Below are 15555 nucleotides of genomic sequence, written 5' to 3'. Positions count from 1 at the left end.
AGGTCACATTCGCACAGAGCAAGCTCTGGAAAAGCAGAATCTGTCAGAATGGAGGTCACATTCGCACAGACAGCCGTCCGAAAAAGTAGAAATTGTCAGAATTAAAGACGTACATTCAGACCAGAATTAAGTATGTTCAACTTTTCGCCATATCATTTCAAACAAACTGTGAACTTATTACTATACCTATGTTAGTAACTATTGATATCTAATATAGTATAAGTATCAAGAACAAGTTAAATATTGAAAGGCGGAATGACTTATGTTTAACCACTTTTTAAGAGATAATAAAATTTCAGCAGCTATTTTAACTATGATTCGTTTATACCTGGGCTACTCTTGGTTCACAGCTGGTCTTGGTAAAATCACAGGAGGATTCGACGCTTCCGGTTACCTTAAAAATGCCGTAGCAAATCCAGTAAAAGGTCCAGATGGCAACATGGTTTACGGATGGTATGTAAACTTCCTAGAAAGCTTTGCACTGCCAAACATTGACGTGTTCAACTTCATCGTTCCTTGGGGCGAGACATTAATTGGTTTAGGACTTATGCTTGGATGTTTAACAACAGCAGCAATGTTCTTTGGTTTAGTGATGAACTTCTCTTTCTTCTTAGCAGGAACAGTATCTCATAACCCAACAGACATCTTCTTAGGATTCATCATTTTAGCCGCAGGCTTCAACGCTGGAAAATATGGTTTAGACCGCTGGGTGGTACCATTCATCCGCAAAACAGTTGGTAAAGAAAAAGTAACTGCATAGCGAGCAGTAACAAAAAAGACGATTCGTCCCCCTCGAATCGTCTTTTGTTTTTGGGCTGAGAGGAGCATCGCAGATATAATACGTTTATCGCAGATATAAAAGATTTAACGTAGATATTTTCCAATTAACGCAGATATAATTAATTTATCGCAGATATATTTTAAAACTGTTGATAAATTTTAACTACTTTTCAAGTGTTACTTATAAACTACTAAAAAAAGAAGATTTGCTTCCACGAATCATTCTTTCCCAATGCTATTTCACCGCTTCTGCCAATAAATCCACAATATGAACAGCCCGCATTTTATCAGACAACCCCTCTCGCTCAATCCCAAGCTGCATTTGCAGCAAGCACCCAGGGTTAGCCGTAACAATCGTAGTCGCATGTGTCGCTTTCGCCTGAACCATTTTATAATCGAGCATGACCATCGACATTTCGGACTCGACGATATTATAGATTCCAGCAGATCCACAGCAGCGATCCGCTTCTTTCATTTCTTTATACTGGATTCCTTTGATCGCCGCCAACAGTGTTCGTGGTGCGGAAGCAGTTTTCATCACATTCCGTAAATGGCAGGAGTCTTGATAAGTAATAACCTGAGCTGGGAGCTCTAGTTTCACTTTTTTATGAAAAGAAACGGCGACTAGTATTTCAGAAATATCCTTTATCTTCGATTTGAACGCCACTGCACGTCCGAACCAATCAGCATCGTCCTTTAAAAGGTGATCATAATCAACAAGGAAGGCCCCGCAGCCGCCGGCATTCGTAATAATAAAATCTACGCCCAAATCTTCAAATGCCGCAATATTTTTCTTGGCAAGCTCTTTTGCACCATCCCTTTCACCGCTATGGCCGTGCAAAGCTCCGCAGCAGGTTTGCTGCTTTGGAATCACAATCTCACAGCCTGCTAATTGCAATAATTTCATGGTGGCGTCATTTGTTTTCATGAACATGGTATCCATCAAACAGCCGCTGAAAAAAGCAACCTTATGAACTTTTGCGGCAATCGCCGGCAGGTGCTCAGGCCGGTTTTTCATTTCTTTCATCGTTGGAACTTTTGGAAGCACTTTTTCCATCGTGGCTAAATTATCAGGCAACAAGCCTAAATAACCTGTTTTACGCGCGAGGGTTTGAATCCCAGATCGCTGATAAAAACCAAGAAGACCAACCATCGTGCGAATGCGGTTTTGGTGAGGAAATAACCCTTCAAACACCGTTTTTCTGACCGCTTTAACTGGTAAAGAGTGTTTTTTGTTCTGATTGATAATGTCTCTTGCTTCTTCTAATAAGTGCCCGTAATTAACACCGGAAGGACAGACCGGTTCACAGGCCCGGCAGCCAAGACAGAGTTCGAGGGAGCGTTCAAAATCCTCATCTGGTTCAACGATTCCGTCAACGACTGCTTTCATCATCGCAATTCGACCGCGAGGAGAATGAGACTCTTTGTAACCTGATTCTATATATGTGGGGCAGGTTGGGAGACAAAAGCCGCAGCGCATACAGTTTAAGAGTTCATCCTCATTCATCCGCTCTTTAAATTGTTGTTGGATTTTTTCCTGTTCAAGTAAGGTTGTCATCTTGTAATCACCACGCGTTTCTTGCTGTCTTTCGCGAAAACTTTCCCAGGATTCATGATGTTATTTGGGTCAAATGCCTGCTTAATCCCCATCATGGCGGCGATTCCTTCTTTTTTCAGCTTCCACTCTAAGTACGGTGCTTTCATTGCACCGACTCCGTGTTCCCCCGTAATCGTTCCGCCTAATTGAATCGCTTTTTCAAAAATCTCCGCAAATGCTTTTTCAACACGTTCCATTTCTTCATGATTTCTTGCGTCCGTTGCACAGGTAGGGTGGAGATTCCCGTCGCCAGCGTGACCAAAGGTACAAATCGTCAACTGATATTTTTCCGTAATTTCATTAATGGCTTTCACCATATTGGCAATTTCTGAGCGAGGAACGGTTGCGTCCTCTAAAATGGTCGTTGGTGCTAAACGAGCGACTGCTGAAAGTGCCGCCCGCCTTGCTGTTCTAAGCGCCATGGCTTCCTCTTCAGTAGCGGCAATTTGAATTGATACCGCATTTTCCTGCCTACAGACTTCTGCAATTTTAGCGATATCGCGTTCGATGACTTCAGGCGGACCATCTTGTTCAATTAACAGAACCGCTTGAACATCTGTCGGCAGACCGATTTGGGCATAATCTTCAACAACCTTTAAAGTAGCTTGATCCAAAAACTCAAGGGTGGTCGGGATGATTTTATTAGCAATTATTTTGGAAACAGAACGAGCAGCAGCAGTTAAATCCTGATAAAGAGCGAGCATTGTTTTACGCGTTTCCGGCATTGGAATCAGCTTCAAAGTCGCCTCAGTTATGACACCAAGCGTACCTTCAGAACCGACAAACAAACGTGTTAAATCGTACCCGGCAACATCTTTTGCCAGCTTTCCGCCTGTGCGAATAATATCGCCATTTGGCAGCACGGCTTCAAGTCCGATCACATAATCTCTGGTTACACCATATTTAAGACCGCGCAAACCGCCTGAATTCTCATTGATATTGCCGCCGATGGTAGAGATTTTCATTGAACTTGGATCAGGCGGATAGAAAAGCCCTTTTTCTTCAATAGCTTGAATCATATCAAGCGTAATGACACCAGGCTGAACGGTAATCGTGAGATTTTCCTCATCAATCTCAAGAATGTTATTCATATGTTTAAAAAGCAGGACAATCCCGCCTTCTGTTGGGCAAGTGCCTGCACAAAGATTCGTCCCGGAACCGCGCGGCACAATTGGAACTCCGTATTGATTACAAATCTTCAATATTTCTGATACTTCCTCTGTATTTCGCGGACTGACCACCGCATCCGGCATTGATTGGAAGTTAGGTGTGGCATCGTAAGAATATACTAGACGTTCGATTTTCGAATCATCGAAGTTTTTTTCCGTCACAATCGAAATCAATTTGTCTTTTACTTCATTTGAGAGCATGCTATTTCCCCCATTTACGTACTATTTTCATGCTATTTAAAGTATAAAAAAAACAGGCCTAAGCCTGCTATGGAGAAACATCCAAAATATATACGTATTTACGGTCGATATTTAGTTATTCATCTAAAAAGAGAACAGCAAGATACAAACAAAACAAATCATGGATAGCATTTGGATTTAAATGGGTTAATTCCTCGATTTTCTTTAAACGATAATGGAGGGTGTTGATATGAATGTGTAAGACCTTAGCAGTATTTTTTAAAGAATGGTTTTGTTTAAATAGCTCAATTAATGTTTCGAGAAGGTCCTTTTCTGTTAACAGCGGAGCAATACTCCGTTGAATGTATTCCGCTTTTATCTCTGACGGTATTTCCCCTGTTATCATTTCAAGGATTAATTCTTCATCAAAAATAATTCCTTTATTCCGTCTCGCCAGTTTCAATGCTCGTTCTGCTTGCGCATAGGATAGGTACAGGCTGGACGAAGCTGTACATTGACCAACCCCGGCATAGGCAGATATCCCAAAGTTATTTTTCATAAATAGAAGAAATTGTTCAAGTCGATGTTTGATGGATTTTGGCTGCTGGGATTTGGAGCAATCGATTAACCAAATGATTCGTTCGTTTCTGGACCTGGTGACTACATCATTTTTATTTGTAGAGAAAGAATTCAAAATAGATGACCACATATCCCTTGATAATGGATGCTCCCTTTGTTCCAACTCAATGATGACTGCGGTGCGTCGTAGATCAAGATTTATAGTCAGTGCTCGAGCCCTTTCAAAGAGATCGGCACTTGGTTCTTTTGCCTGAAGCCATTCGAGCACGAACGTTTCCATCCCCCGGGAATGATAGTCAAATTGTTCACCATAATAATTTTCGCTGATTAATAACTCCGTCATTTTGCGAATGATTTCACCAAAGGGGGTGACGCTTTCTGGGTCACCGGTAATCCCAATGACGCCAATGACTTCATGCTGAAAGAAAATCGGGAGGTTGATTCCGGACTTTACCCCTTTTAGTTGAGGGGTATCTTTTTCGGTGATAATCAGCTTTTTCTTCTGCTGTGATGTAATTAAAGCCCCTTCATGGAAGGTACCTATTCGATCTTGATTGGTGCTGGCCATGATGATTCCCTCTGTGTTCACAACAATAATCTCTTCCTGTAGTAATCTCTCGACTTCCCTGACAATTTTTTCCGCAAGTTCTGGTTGAAGCATGTACAGCACCACCTGCCATTGATTAAAATGATATTTTAATAAATACTATAAACATATTGAAAAAATAGTGCAAAGGGGAGAGTAAGTTGGCATATAAATTATTAGCAACAGATTTGGACGGGACATTATTAAATGAACAAAGAGAAATTGATAGGGAAAACATTCTGGCGATTCATGAGTTTCGTGAAAAAGGAGGAAGGGTGGTTATTTGCAGCGGCCGTTCACCCCTTTCAACACGGTGGATTGCCAATACCATCGGTTTGAAAGGAGAACCGATCATTGCTTATAATGGGGCGATTATTCTGGATGAAAATGGAGAGATCAGTGAACAGGCTATTTTTGAGCATGATCGCTTATTGAGTTTCTGGAAATTATGTGAGGGGGAGGGCTTCTACGCTCATTTTTACGAAGGAGACACATTACTCGTTCCAAAAGAAACGAAATGGAATAAGAACTGGATTGAGAATAATATCCCTTCCCTTGAAAAAACAGGGAGCAGTGCAACAGAATTAGAAAATTTTCGGGGGCAGTGCCAGGTGAAAATCGTGGATGATTTTTATCATTACATGAAGTCTAACCAACCTGATATCACAAAAATTGCTGTTTTTGATGAAGAGGGAAGACTTGCTGATTTTTCAAAAGTTATTGGTGACCAGATTGGCGGGATGGAGGTCAGCAGCAGTCTCAATTTTTTAAATTTAGAGATTTCACCATCTGGAGTAAGCAAAGCTTCGTCACTTTTAAAGCTAAGTGAGAAATACAACATCCCCATCTCCCAAATTGCAGCGATTGGAGATAATTATAATGATTCCCTGATGCTTAGGGCAGCAGGGCTTGGAATTGCAATGGGCAATGCACCAGATGAAGTAAAGGCATTGGCCGATCAGGTGACTGGAAGTAATCAGCAGGCGGGGGTTGCACAGGCGATCCGACGTTATTTATTATAAGAGCTTTGTTAAACTTCATAGTTGATTCACAGCACAACGGTATAAAAGGACGATGAAAGACAAATCAGGAGAGATCTCACTGAGATTAGTCTTTCATGGGCTGATGAAAGACAAATCAGGAGAGATTTCAAAGGGATTAGTCCTTCATAAGTGTGATGAAAGACAAATCAGGAGAGATCTCATTGGTTTAGTCCTTAATAAGGATTTCCTGCGAGAAAAACCAACATCTGTCTTTAACAGAGAGCCTTTAAAAGAAATTTTGAAATGATATTTTAAAATTTTAATATAGTTATTGAATTATTATTTCAACGGCGTTATAATGAGGTTGCAGAAATCGCTTACAGCTAGACAATACAAACAGGAGGATTAGGAAATGATCGAAGAAAATCTCGAATTATTAACGACCGAGTCCCGAAATCAAGAAACGATGCAGATTGATACGGCAAGTCCGCTTGATATATTACGAATCATGAACGAACAAGATCAATTGGTAGCACTGGCTGTCAAAGAAGTTTTACCAGAAGTAGAGGCATCGGTTCAGTTTGTATTTGAATCCTTTAAAAACGGCGGCCGCCTGATTTATTTAGGTGCCGGCACGAGCGGCAGATTGGGTGTATTGGACGCAGTTGAATGTCCGCCTACTTTTAGCACCGAACCTGAAATGGTTGTAGGTCTTATGGCCGGAGGAGAAGGCGCCTTTTTGAAAGCCGTTGAAGGAGCAGAGGATGACCCTGAACTTGGTGTGAATGATTTGAAGCAGTTGGAACTGACTGAAAATGACACCGTGATTGGTATTGCTGCCAGCGGACGAACACCTTATGTCATTGGTGCCCTTCGCTATGCACGCAGCATTGGAGCAAAAACCGTCGCGCTTTCCTGTAATAAAAATGCCGCGATTAGTAAAGAAGCCGACCAAGCAATTGAAGTCATTGTCGGTCCAGAGGTTCTAACAGGCTCAACTCGTTTGAAATCAGGGACCGCTCATAAAATGATTTTGAACATGATCTCTACATCATCGATGATTCTTATAGGAAAAGCCTATGAAAATTTAATGGTTGATGTAAAAGTGAGCAACTTAAAGTTAAAGGAACGCGCGATTGGGATTATCCGCAAGATTACTGGCGTTTCCTATGAAACAGCGTTGGAGACTTTAGAAAAATCAAACCTTCAAGTTAAGACAGCAATTGTCATGATTATGACGGAAACAACAAAGCAACAGGCAGAAGAATTATTGGCAGCAGCAAATGGTTATGTAAAAATCGCAATCCAGAAAAAATGATGGGTTAAAAGGTGGTAATGCGTGTGGCAGCAGGCGGATTAAAAATGCTTCAAAATATGCTGGATCAGCTTCCGGCTTCCGAGAGAAAAATTGCACAATACATTCTTGAAAATCCACGAAGTATTTTAAACAGTACGGTAAATGATATTGGGACCCAGGCGAAAACCAGCGGAGCTGCAGTCATTCGCTTATGCAAATCACTTGGATTAAATGGTTTTCAAGATTTAAAGGTTAGAATTGCGGGAGATTTAGTGAAGCCCAAAGCAGAACAAGGGTATCGTGATATTGAACCTGGTGAATCGTATTATTCCATCGTCCAAAAGACAACCAGCAATAGTATTCAAAGTATCCGCGATTCTGAGGAGATTATCAATTATGAGGAATTGGAGCGGGGTGTTCAAACGCTGCTCCATGCTCAGAATGTTCATTTTTTTGGAATTGGCGCTTCTAATATTATTGCAAAGGATGCGCAGCAGAAGTTCCTGCGGATTCAAAAAAATGCAACCGCTTTTACAGATACACATCTTGTTGCAACACTGATTGCGAATGCGGGCAAGGATGATGTCGTATTCGCCATCTCGCATTCTGGCGAAACAGCAGAGGTTGTAAAAGTGATGGCACTGGCGAAAGAGCGCGGCGTGAAAACAATTAGTCTGACCAAATACGGACAGTCTTCGGTTGCATCTTTAGCTGATATTAAACTATATACCTCTTATTCCGGAGAGGCAGCATTCCGAAGTGCAGCAACATCGTCACGTCTCGCACAGTTATACATGATGGATATTTTGTTTTTATCCATGGCAACCGTTCAATATGATCAAACGATTCAAGCGATTGATCAAACAAGAGAAGCAATTCGGTTTATTAAAGAAGGCAATTAACCTTGCAGGGGGTGATGTGAACACTATTTATACCGTGTTGAATGGGGAAATAGATTCACGTGATTCTAGCTTTAAAAATACAACAGAGAGAAGGGGAAATTCATGGCTGGAGAAAATAGACAATTAGCTGAAAAAATCCTTGAACAATTAGGCGGCTCCGCTAACATTGGCAATTATACACATTGTATGACAAGACTTCGCGTTACACCAAAGGATGAGTCTATTGTCAATAAGGCGGCACTTAAGAAAATTGACGGAGTTATGGGAGTTGTCGAGGAAGAAACGCTTCAAATCATTCTTGGACCTGGAAAAGTAAACAAAGTTACGGAAGAGTTTGGCAAGTTGATTGACGCTGCAGGCGGCATTAACTTAAAAGAAAAAGCAGCCAGCACAAAAGCAGAAATCAACAAGAAGAATGCTACACCATTTAAAATGTTTTTACGAAAAATTGCTGGAATTTTCATTCCGTTAATCCCAGCCCTTGTGGCATCAGGGTTAATTACAGGGATTACTAAAGCGATTGTTCAAGCAGGCTGGTTGGCAGCTGATTCACAGTTAGCAACAATTCTTTCTGTTATTGGCGGCGGATTATTCGGATATCTAGGAATTCTAGTAGGTACAAATGCAGCCAAAGAATTTGGCGGTTCACCAGCACTTGGTGCGATTGCCGGTATCTTAATTATTAACCCGGCAGTTGCAGGTATTCATTTATTTGGCGAAGATTTGCTTCCTGGTCGCGGTGGTTTAATTGGCGTTCTGTTTGCTGCTATCTTTATCGCGTTAGTTGAGCAGCGAGTACGTAAGGTTGTTCCGACAAGTCTTGATCTTTTCATCACACCAACCGTGGCTTTATTGGTTACTGGTATTGTTACTTATCTTGTATTTATGCCGCTTGGTGGGTTCGTTTCAGATATTATCACAAAAGGTTTAACTTCCTTACTTGATATGGGCGGTGTAGTTGCCGGTTTCGTTCTTGGTGCAACATTCCTTCCGCTTGTTGTTACTGGTTTACACCAAGGTTTAACACCGATCCACTTAGAGTTAATTAATACCATTGGTGATGACCCGCTACTTCCAATCCTAGCAATGGGTGGAGCAGGTCAAGTAGGGGCTGCGTTTGCCATCTACCTTAAAACAAAGAAAACTCGCTTAAAAAGAGCGATTGGCGGCGGTCTGCCAGCAGGTATTCTTGGGATCGGTGAGCCGTTAATCTTCGGTGTTACCCTTCCATTAGGCCGTCCGTTCTTAACAGCATGTTTAGGTGCTGGTGTCGGCGGTGCGTTTCAAGCAGCGTTTGGTATCGCAACGGTTGCAATTGGTGTATCTGGTTTACCACTTGCGTTCCTAGTTGTTACAGGCCAAGTTCTCCTTTATTTAGTAGGGGTCTTAATTGCCTATGCAGCAGGATTCTTGTTCACGTATTTATTCGGTTTCAAAGATGAGATGGCTGGTGAATTTGATTGATCGGTATTTCCTTCTATTTAAATGATCCCTTAGCAGAAGAACGGATTGCCATGGCTGGAAAAATGGGTGTGAAGCGGGCGTTTACCTCGCTTCACATTCCCGAAGAATCTGGAGATTTAGCGGGTCGAGCGATGGTGCTGCTTCAGTGTGCCAAGGAAGCTGGAATAGAAGTGTATGCAGATGTTTCCTTAAAAACACCTAATCACTTGGGATTAGATAGTTTGTTTGCGTTGAAATCACTTGGGGTCAGCGGTCTTAGACTTGATGATTTTTTTGAAAATGAGTTAATTTTGAAGCTGGCGGCTGAATTTAAGCTAGCACTGAATGCCAGCATTTTATTTGAGAATGATATTCGTGCACTGCTTGAAGGCGGTCTAAAAGCGGATCAGCTTTTGGCGTGGCATAATTTCTATCCAAGGATTGAGACAGGATTATCCGATTGGTTTTTTCAAAAGCAAAATGACCTTTTTGGGAAGTATGGAATCCCGGTTAGTGCCTATATTCCAGGTGATGGTGAGAAACGTGGTCCGTTGTTTGAGGGGCTTCCTACACTAGAAGAGCACCGGGAAATGGATCCGTTTTTGGCGGCACTGGAATTAGCCCATTTTGGAGTAGAGGATATCTATATTGGTGATCCAGAGGTTAGCGAGACTCTTCTTAAGAGGCTTATAGACTTTCTTGAAAATGGTCTTGCAACTATTCACATTGAAGGTTTTCAAGAAGGGGAGTTTAAGCTCCGTCCAGATTTTGCACGTGATGTTTTACGGTTGATGGATACAAGAAGTGTAGTGCCGATCAGCCCTGATAATACTTCTGAACGTATCGTTGGAAGTATTACAAGAGATAATGACCGTTATGGCCGCTACCGGGGAGAGGTTCAAATCACCCTTTGCGACCTGCCAGCTGATGATCGGGTCAATGTGGTGGGAAGAGTTATCGAGGAAGACATCGTGCTACTTTCTTATCTCAAACCTGGTCAAAAGGTAAACTTCATACAGGTATAAAGCAAACTGCCTCATTTGGGGCAGTTCTTTACATTGGGCACTAATGGTGAAAATGGAAAAAACTTAATTTACATTATGTTCAAAGGTTTGTTAACATTTGTTCGGTGAATATGCTATATTGGTACAGGAACAAAAAGCATTTTCTTTTCTTATTCGAGAAGGGGAACTGCTTTTTCTTATTTTAAAGGAGGGGAAAGTTGTGAAAAAGCTCTTTTCACAGCGACTACTATGAGTTTTGTTGGACTATTTTTATCGGGTGCTGTTCTTTTTCTTAACGGGCTTATGTCCTTAGGAAAGGCAGATACCAAAGCGGTTGGATACTTTAATCTTTTTGTCGGAATCATTCAAATCATAAATCCATTTTATTTGATTATGACTTCTAGTCAAAGTAATTGGGACTTTTATAATAATGCTGCGATCTTCTTATTTGGTTTAACTTATTTATATGTTGGTGTTACCTTGGTGAAGGGCCTCGAGGGAAATGGTCTTGGCTGGTTTAGCTTGTGGGTAGCGATGATTGCGGTCGTTTATACGATTACTTCTCTTGTTCACTTTCATGATGTGGTCAACGCCTTAACATGGGGACTGTGGGCATTTCTATGGCTGCTGTTCTTTTTAACAGGCTCACTTAATAAGAATATTGATGGCTATGTTGGTATGGTAGCGATTGTACTGTCTTGGGTAACACTTACGATTCCAGCAATGCTTTATTTCTTAGGTATTTGGAATACACCGGCTGTTCAACAAATTTGGACGTTTGTGCTAATTCTAGCGATTGTCTTTTTCGTATTTAGTCTTTTTAGACCGAAGTTTTCAATTACGAAAGAGAAAAGTGGACAAGAAGCTCAAGCTATATAATTATGACTATTGACTCTAAGAGACCGGCTTCAATATGAAGCCGGTCTCTTAATCTATTAAGTAATCTCTGTTCGATTACTTGCCCCGTCCGGTATAGAACCTTTATTTATCCTGTTTTACAAAATAATGACTCTTTCTGTAAACCATCGCTTCCATTGTCGCAATTAGTTCATTATCACTTTGGACATTGATTTTGTACCAAGCGAGTTTGTGATTTTTCTTTATTTCCTTTGCACTTGCAGTTAGAGTCCTGCCAGGTTTGCCAGCGGATATAAAATTAACATTTGTTGTGACACCCACTGCTGTTTTGCCATATGAGTTGCTCGCTGCGGCAAATACGTAATCTGCAAGTGAAAAGATAATTGCCCCGTGAACTGTTCCATGTGCATTAAGCATGCGGTCGTCCGGAACTAATTCAGCTTCCGCTGTACCAGGCCCGAGATTTGTCAACTTCATGCCAAGAAAAGCTGCAAAGGGTTCGTCTTTTAGAACTTGTTTAATTTCATCGTAATGTAAATCGTGAATAGTCTGATCATCTAATTGAATTGTCATGGAATTCTCCTTTGCTTAATGATCTTTTGCAGAGCTTATACCATATCCAGTGTTTGACTTAAACAATACCTCTGCGAATTTATTTTCGTTTTCTTTTGATTTAGACAACACTGTACCTAAATATGCACCTATAAACCCAATAGGTACGGTGAAAATGGTCGGGTTACTCATTGTAAAAATAGGGTCTCCTGTGAAAATACCCATTCCAGGCTGCGGATTCCATACATTCGGACTAAGCAAAACTAAAACAAGAGAGCTGATTAATCCAAACAGCATGCCGGTGATTGCTCCGGATGCATTAAATCGTTTCCAGTAAATTGTGCAAAGAATAACCGGCAAGTTAGCGCTTGCTGCGATACCTAATGCAAGTACAGAAAGGAAAGCAACGTTTAGGGACTGTGCGAACAAGGCTAGCACGATTGAAATAGCCGCTACACTAACTGCCGAGATACGTGCTACAAGAACTTGCTGCTTTTCGGTCATTTTTCCGTCTTTAATAATTTCACCATAAATGTCATGGGCAAAGGCAGATGCTGATGTTAAAACAAGACCGGACACTACCGCTAAAATAGTCGCAAATGCGACAGCTGAAACGAATGCGAACAAAAATTCACCGCCTACGGTTAATGCGAGAAGCGGTGCGGCCATGTTTCCAGCAGGGTTAGCCTCAACAATACGGTCAAAACCAACGAATGAAGCAGCACCGAACCCTAGAAAAATCGTCATAATAAAAAATGCGCCAATAAACCATGTTGAATATACAACAGATTTTCGTGCCGTCGCCGCATCTTTTACCGTAAAGAAGCGCACAAGTAAATGCGGAAGTCCTGCTGCGCCAAGGACAAGTGACATATTAAATGAAATCATATCGAGCCCATTCGTGTATTTATTTCCTGGATTTAAAAAGTCATTACCGAGAGGTGTTGCTGTCTGAACGTGGTGGAACATTTCTGCGATGTTAAAGTTATATCGGGAAAATACAATAAACGTCAGTACGGAAGAACCGCCAAGCAAGAGAGCAGCCTTGGTTATTTGTACCCAGCTTGTCGCCCGCATCCCACCGAAAATAACATAAATTGTCATTAATACACCAACGAGAAGAACGGAAAGACCGTAATTAATCCCAAGTAGAAGTTTAATCAATCCACCAGCACCGACAAGTTGAGCAATCATATAAAAAATAGAAATGACAAGAGTGTTCGCTGCGGCAATCCCACGTACCTTTTTGGACTTAAAACGAGCAGAAATCATATCGGCTAACGTGTATTTCCCAAGATTACGAAGCGGCTCCGAAACAAAGTATAATAAGACGAGGAACGCGACAAGATTGCCAATGCTCATATAAAATCCATCGAACCCAATCAGAGCAATAGCCCCTGTAATTCCGAGAAAAGAAGCGGCAGACATAAAGTCACCAGCCACAGCCAATCCATTTTGCCATGCAGTCAAACCTCCGCCAGCTGTATAAAAATCGCTCGCATTTTTTGTTTTCTTAGAAGAATAATATGTTATTGTAAGCGTTAACAATATGATCCCTAAAAAAAGTATAAGAGATAATGTACTCATCCGCGAAGCTCCTTCTGGTATTTAGTTAAAATATTTTGGGCCATTTTGTCATACTTCTCTGATTTCTTAAGGTAGACAATTCCACCGATCCAAACCACAACGAATTGAAGAAGTGCATAAACCCATGCCCATGTTATATCGAGAAAAGCTTCTCCTTTTAATACATCTGTATAAGCAGCTAAAACAGGTAGAACAAAATAAAACGTAAGGAAGAAAGTAGTGACCGGGATAATAAATGCCTTTTTCTTTTGAAGTAAACCCTTAAAATCTTCGGTTTCAACCAATTGATCATAGGGCTTCTTTTCGACATGTTCTTCGGCTAAGCAACTTTTTTTTACTGGTGATTCCATAATAACCTCCCCTTAAATAATACGATTTTAAAACGAGAGTGATAAAAATTGATATATATCACTCTCGTTAAAATTATCATAAACAGAAAATTAAGTAAATTAAAATATTAAAAAAATTTTCTATTTTCCATTAAAATTCATAGTTAACACTATTGACAACGTGGAAATGTCGTATTAATCTGAAAAATATATTACTAGATTTTTTATTTTCGTTGTAATTCCGTTATGTAATATTTTGCAAAATGAAAAACGAATGAGGGGGACTGAAACAATGTACAATCCAGAAATCGAAACTATGGCCCGTTTTGAAATGGAAAGTTTGCAGCTTGCACGTCTTCAAAAAACGGTTAGAAATGTATTTGAGAATGTACCATTTTACAAAGAGAAATTTGATGAACTGGGCATTACGCCAGAAGATATTCAACAGTTAAGCGATGTGACAAAGCTTCCATTTACCAAAAAACAGAATTTTCGTGAGCAATACCCATTTGGTCTATTTGCGGTTCCCATGGATGAGGTTGTCCGCGTTCATGGATCATCTGGAACGAGCGGAAAGCCGACAATTGTAGGATATACAAAAAATGATATTGAAAACTGGTCAATAATGGTTGCCCGTGCCATTGTGATTGCAGGCGGTCGGAAATCTGATATTTTTCATAATGCCTATGGCTATGGATTGTTTACAGGCGGGCTTGGTCTTCATTACGGAGCAGAAAAGTTAGGCGCTGCAACATTACCAATTTCGGGGGGAAACACAGATCGACAAATTACACTTATTAATGATTTAAAACCGAGAGGTATTTGCGGAACGCCATCTTATATTCTAAATATTGCTGAAAAGATGGAAGAAATGGGGATCAACCCTGCTGATAATGGAATCGAATATGGTATTTTTGGCGCTGAGCCTTGGTCGGAAGAAATGAGAGCGACACTTGAAAAGAAACTAAAATTGAAAGCGGTTGATATTTACGGCCTTAGTGAAGTTATGGGACCGGGTGTTGCGATAGAGTGTCATGAAGCACAGGATGGACTTCATATCGCAGATGATCACTTCCTAGTTGAAGTTATTAATCCAGATACGCTCGAACCGGTAGCAGATGGAGAAGTTGGAGAACTTGTTTTTACTAGCTTAGTGAAGGAAGCGCTGCCAATTATTCGTTATCGAACAGGGGATCTTGCCTCTATTACTCGAGAAAAATGTAAATGCGGACGTACGACAACAAGAATGTCCAGGGTAAAAGGCCGAACAGATGACATGATCATTGTCAGAGGTGTCAATGTTTTCCCTTCTGAAATTGAACGGGCATTGTTGCAAGTGGAGGGACTCGTTCCTCATTATCAGATTCACCTTGTTAAGAAAGGTGCAATGGACAGTGTTGAATTGCATGTTGAAATTGAAAGCGATTTCTACTCTGGAATTGATGGAGACTTAACGCATGTCAATGTTCAAAAATTGAAGAAGAAGGTCCAGCATCATATGAAAAACACATGTCTAGTGACGATGGATATTGTTGTCAATATTCCAAAAGGCATTCCGCGTTCTGAAGGAAAAGCCATTCGTATTGTTGATAAGCGAAAAAGTGCTATGATCAGCGTATAGTGAATCTGTCATTATCACAGCAGGGAATGATGCATGCTGTTCCTTTATTTTCGTCAAGAAGAACAAATGCCATTCCCCTGTCATTGTA

General features: G+C 40.8%; 14 protein-coding genes. 8 read left to right on the top strand and 6 right to left on the bottom strand.

The window, feature by feature from the left end; translation table 11 throughout:
* The first annotated feature begins 262 nt into the window (after positions 1–262).
* The gene (locus ACIQAA_RS08435) at positions 263–760 is read left to right on the top strand and encodes a DoxX family membrane protein (RefSeq protein WP_402617624.1); all 498 of its coding nucleotides are present in this window, start codon (positions 263–265) and stop codon (positions 758–760) included.
* A 255-nt stretch (positions 761–1015) separates the two neighbouring features.
* Here ACIQAA_RS08435 and ACIQAA_RS08430 read toward each other — a convergent pair whose 3' ends face one another.
* The 3 genes from ACIQAA_RS08430 to ACIQAA_RS08420 form a co-directional block, all read right to left on the bottom strand.
* Positions 1016–2338 carry a (Fe-S)-binding protein gene (locus tag ACIQAA_RS08430; protein ID WP_402617621.1) on the bottom strand — a complete coding sequence of 441 codons (1323 nt, stop codon included), beginning with the start codon at positions 2336–2338 and terminating at the stop codon, positions 1016–1018.
* Complete coding sequence (gene glcD / locus ACIQAA_RS08425) at positions 2335–3747, bottom strand: glycolate oxidase subunit GlcD (RefSeq protein WP_402617619.1); 1413 nt, start codon at positions 3745–3747, stop codon at positions 2335–2337. Before glcD ends, ACIQAA_RS08430 begins: the two co-directional genes overlap by 4 nt.
* Before the next feature lie 115 nt (positions 3748–3862).
* Complete coding sequence (locus ACIQAA_RS08420) at positions 3863–4966, bottom strand: CdaR family transcriptional regulator (RefSeq protein ID WP_402617617.1); 1104 nt, start codon at positions 4964–4966, stop codon at positions 3863–3865.
* Positions 4967–5052: 86 nt separating this feature from the next.
* Between ACIQAA_RS08420 and ACIQAA_RS08415 the strand changes: the two genes are divergently transcribed.
* From ACIQAA_RS08415 to ACIQAA_RS08390, 6 genes are all read left to right on the top strand, one after another.
* On the top strand, positions 5053–5913 hold the full coding sequence (locus tag ACIQAA_RS08415) for a Cof-type HAD-IIB family hydrolase (RefSeq protein WP_402617614.1): 861 nt from the start codon (positions 5053–5055) through the stop codon (positions 5911–5913).
* A gap of 373 nt (positions 5914–6286) precedes the next feature.
* Positions 6287–7192, top strand: a complete 906-nt coding sequence (gene murQ, locus ACIQAA_RS08410; RefSeq protein ID WP_402617611.1) for an N-acetylmuramic acid 6-phosphate etherase — start codon at positions 6287–6289, stop codon at positions 7190–7192.
* Positions 7193–7215: 23 nt separating this feature from the next.
* On the top strand, positions 7216–8073 hold the full coding sequence (locus tag ACIQAA_RS08405; protein ID WP_402617608.1) for a MurR/RpiR family transcriptional regulator: 858 nt from the start codon (positions 7216–7218) through the stop codon (positions 8071–8073).
* Between the two features lie 102 nt (positions 8074–8175).
* Positions 8176–9537, top strand: a complete 1362-nt coding sequence (locus ACIQAA_RS08400; RefSeq protein ID WP_402617605.1) for a PTS transporter subunit EIIC — start codon at positions 8176–8178, stop codon at positions 9535–9537.
* Entirely contained in the window at positions 9534–10541 is a 1008-nt protein-coding gene (locus tag ACIQAA_RS08395) for a MupG family TIM beta-alpha barrel fold protein (RefSeq protein ID WP_402617602.1), read from the top strand. Before ACIQAA_RS08400 ends, ACIQAA_RS08395 begins: the two co-directional genes overlap by 4 nt.
* Positions 10542–10769: 228 nt before the next feature.
* Positions 10770–11399 (top strand): AmiS/UreI family transporter, encoded by a 630-nt coding sequence (locus tag ACIQAA_RS08390; RefSeq protein WP_402617599.1) that lies wholly within the window; start codon positions 10770–10772, stop codon positions 11397–11399.
* A gap of 102 nt (positions 11400–11501) precedes the next feature.
* Here ACIQAA_RS08390 and ACIQAA_RS08385 read toward each other — a convergent pair whose 3' ends face one another.
* Genes ACIQAA_RS08385 through ACIQAA_RS08375 form a run of 3 tightly spaced genes read right to left on the bottom strand, consistent with a single transcriptional unit; the run spans position 11502 to position 13867 of the window.
* On the bottom strand, positions 11502–11951 hold the full coding sequence (locus ACIQAA_RS08385) for a PaaI family thioesterase (RefSeq protein WP_402617596.1): 450 nt from the start codon (positions 11949–11951) through the stop codon (positions 11502–11504).
* A gap of 15 nt (positions 11952–11966) precedes the next feature.
* Entirely contained in the window at positions 11967–13517 is a 1551-nt protein-coding gene (locus tag ACIQAA_RS08380; protein ID WP_402617593.1) for a solute symporter family protein, read from the bottom strand.
* A complete protein-coding gene (locus ACIQAA_RS08375) occupies positions 13514–13867 on the bottom strand; it encodes a DUF485 domain-containing protein (protein ID WP_402617590.1) in 354 nt (117 codons plus the stop codon). Before ACIQAA_RS08375 ends, ACIQAA_RS08380 begins: the two co-directional genes overlap by 4 nt.
* 271 nt (positions 13868–14138) lie before the next feature.
* On the opposite strand from ACIQAA_RS08375, the gene ACIQAA_RS08370 reads away from it, so the two are divergent.
* On the top strand, positions 14139–15467 hold the full coding sequence (locus ACIQAA_RS08370) for a phenylacetate--CoA ligase family protein (protein ID WP_402617588.1): 1329 nt from the start codon (positions 14139–14141) through the stop codon (positions 15465–15467).
* The last annotated feature ends 88 nt before the right edge of the window (positions 15468–15555 follow it).

It is taken from the genome of Neobacillus sp. NPDC093182 (genome assembly GCF_044754045.1).
This window is presented reverse-complemented; position numbering and strand designations above follow the sequence as displayed.

Excerpts from the sequence above, each read along its gene's own strand:
- ACIQAA_RS08435 (WP_402617624.1), top strand. The coding sequence starts at position 263 with ATGTTTAACCACTTTTTAAGAGATAATAAAATTTCAGCAGCTATTTTA.
- ACIQAA_RS08430 (WP_402617621.1), bottom strand. The coding sequence starts at position 2,338 with ATGACAACCTTACTTGAACAGGAAAAAATCCAACAACAATTTAAAGAG.
- glcD (WP_402617619.1), bottom strand. The coding sequence starts at position 3,747 with ATGCTCTCAAATGAAGTAAAAGACAAATTGATTTCGATTGTGACGGAA.
- ACIQAA_RS08420 (WP_402617617.1), bottom strand. The coding sequence starts at position 4,966 with ATGCTTCAACCAGAACTTGCGGAAAAAATTGTCAGGGAAGTCGAGAGA.
- murQ (WP_402617611.1), top strand. The coding sequence starts at position 6,287 with ATGATCGAAGAAAATCTCGAATTATTAACGACCGAGTCCCGAAATCAA.
- ACIQAA_RS08400 (WP_402617605.1), top strand. The coding sequence starts at position 8,176 with ATGGCTGGAGAAAATAGACAATTAGCTGAAAAAATCCTTGAACAATTA.
- ACIQAA_RS08390 (WP_402617599.1), top strand. The coding sequence starts at position 10,770 with ATGAGTTTTGTTGGACTATTTTTATCGGGTGCTGTTCTTTTTCTTAAC.
- ACIQAA_RS08385 (WP_402617596.1), bottom strand. The coding sequence starts at position 11,951 with ATGACAATTCAATTAGATGATCAGACTATTCACGATTTACATTACGAT.
- ACIQAA_RS08380 (WP_402617593.1), bottom strand. The coding sequence starts at position 13,517 with ATGAGTACATTATCTCTTATACTTTTTTTAGGGATCATATTGTTAACG.
- ACIQAA_RS08375 (WP_402617590.1), bottom strand. The coding sequence starts at position 13,867 with ATGGAATCACCAGTAAAAAAAAGTTGCTTAGCCGAAGAACATGTCGAA.
- ACIQAA_RS08370 (WP_402617588.1), top strand. The coding sequence starts at position 14,139 with ATGTACAATCCAGAAATCGAAACTATGGCCCGTTTTGAAATGGAAAGT.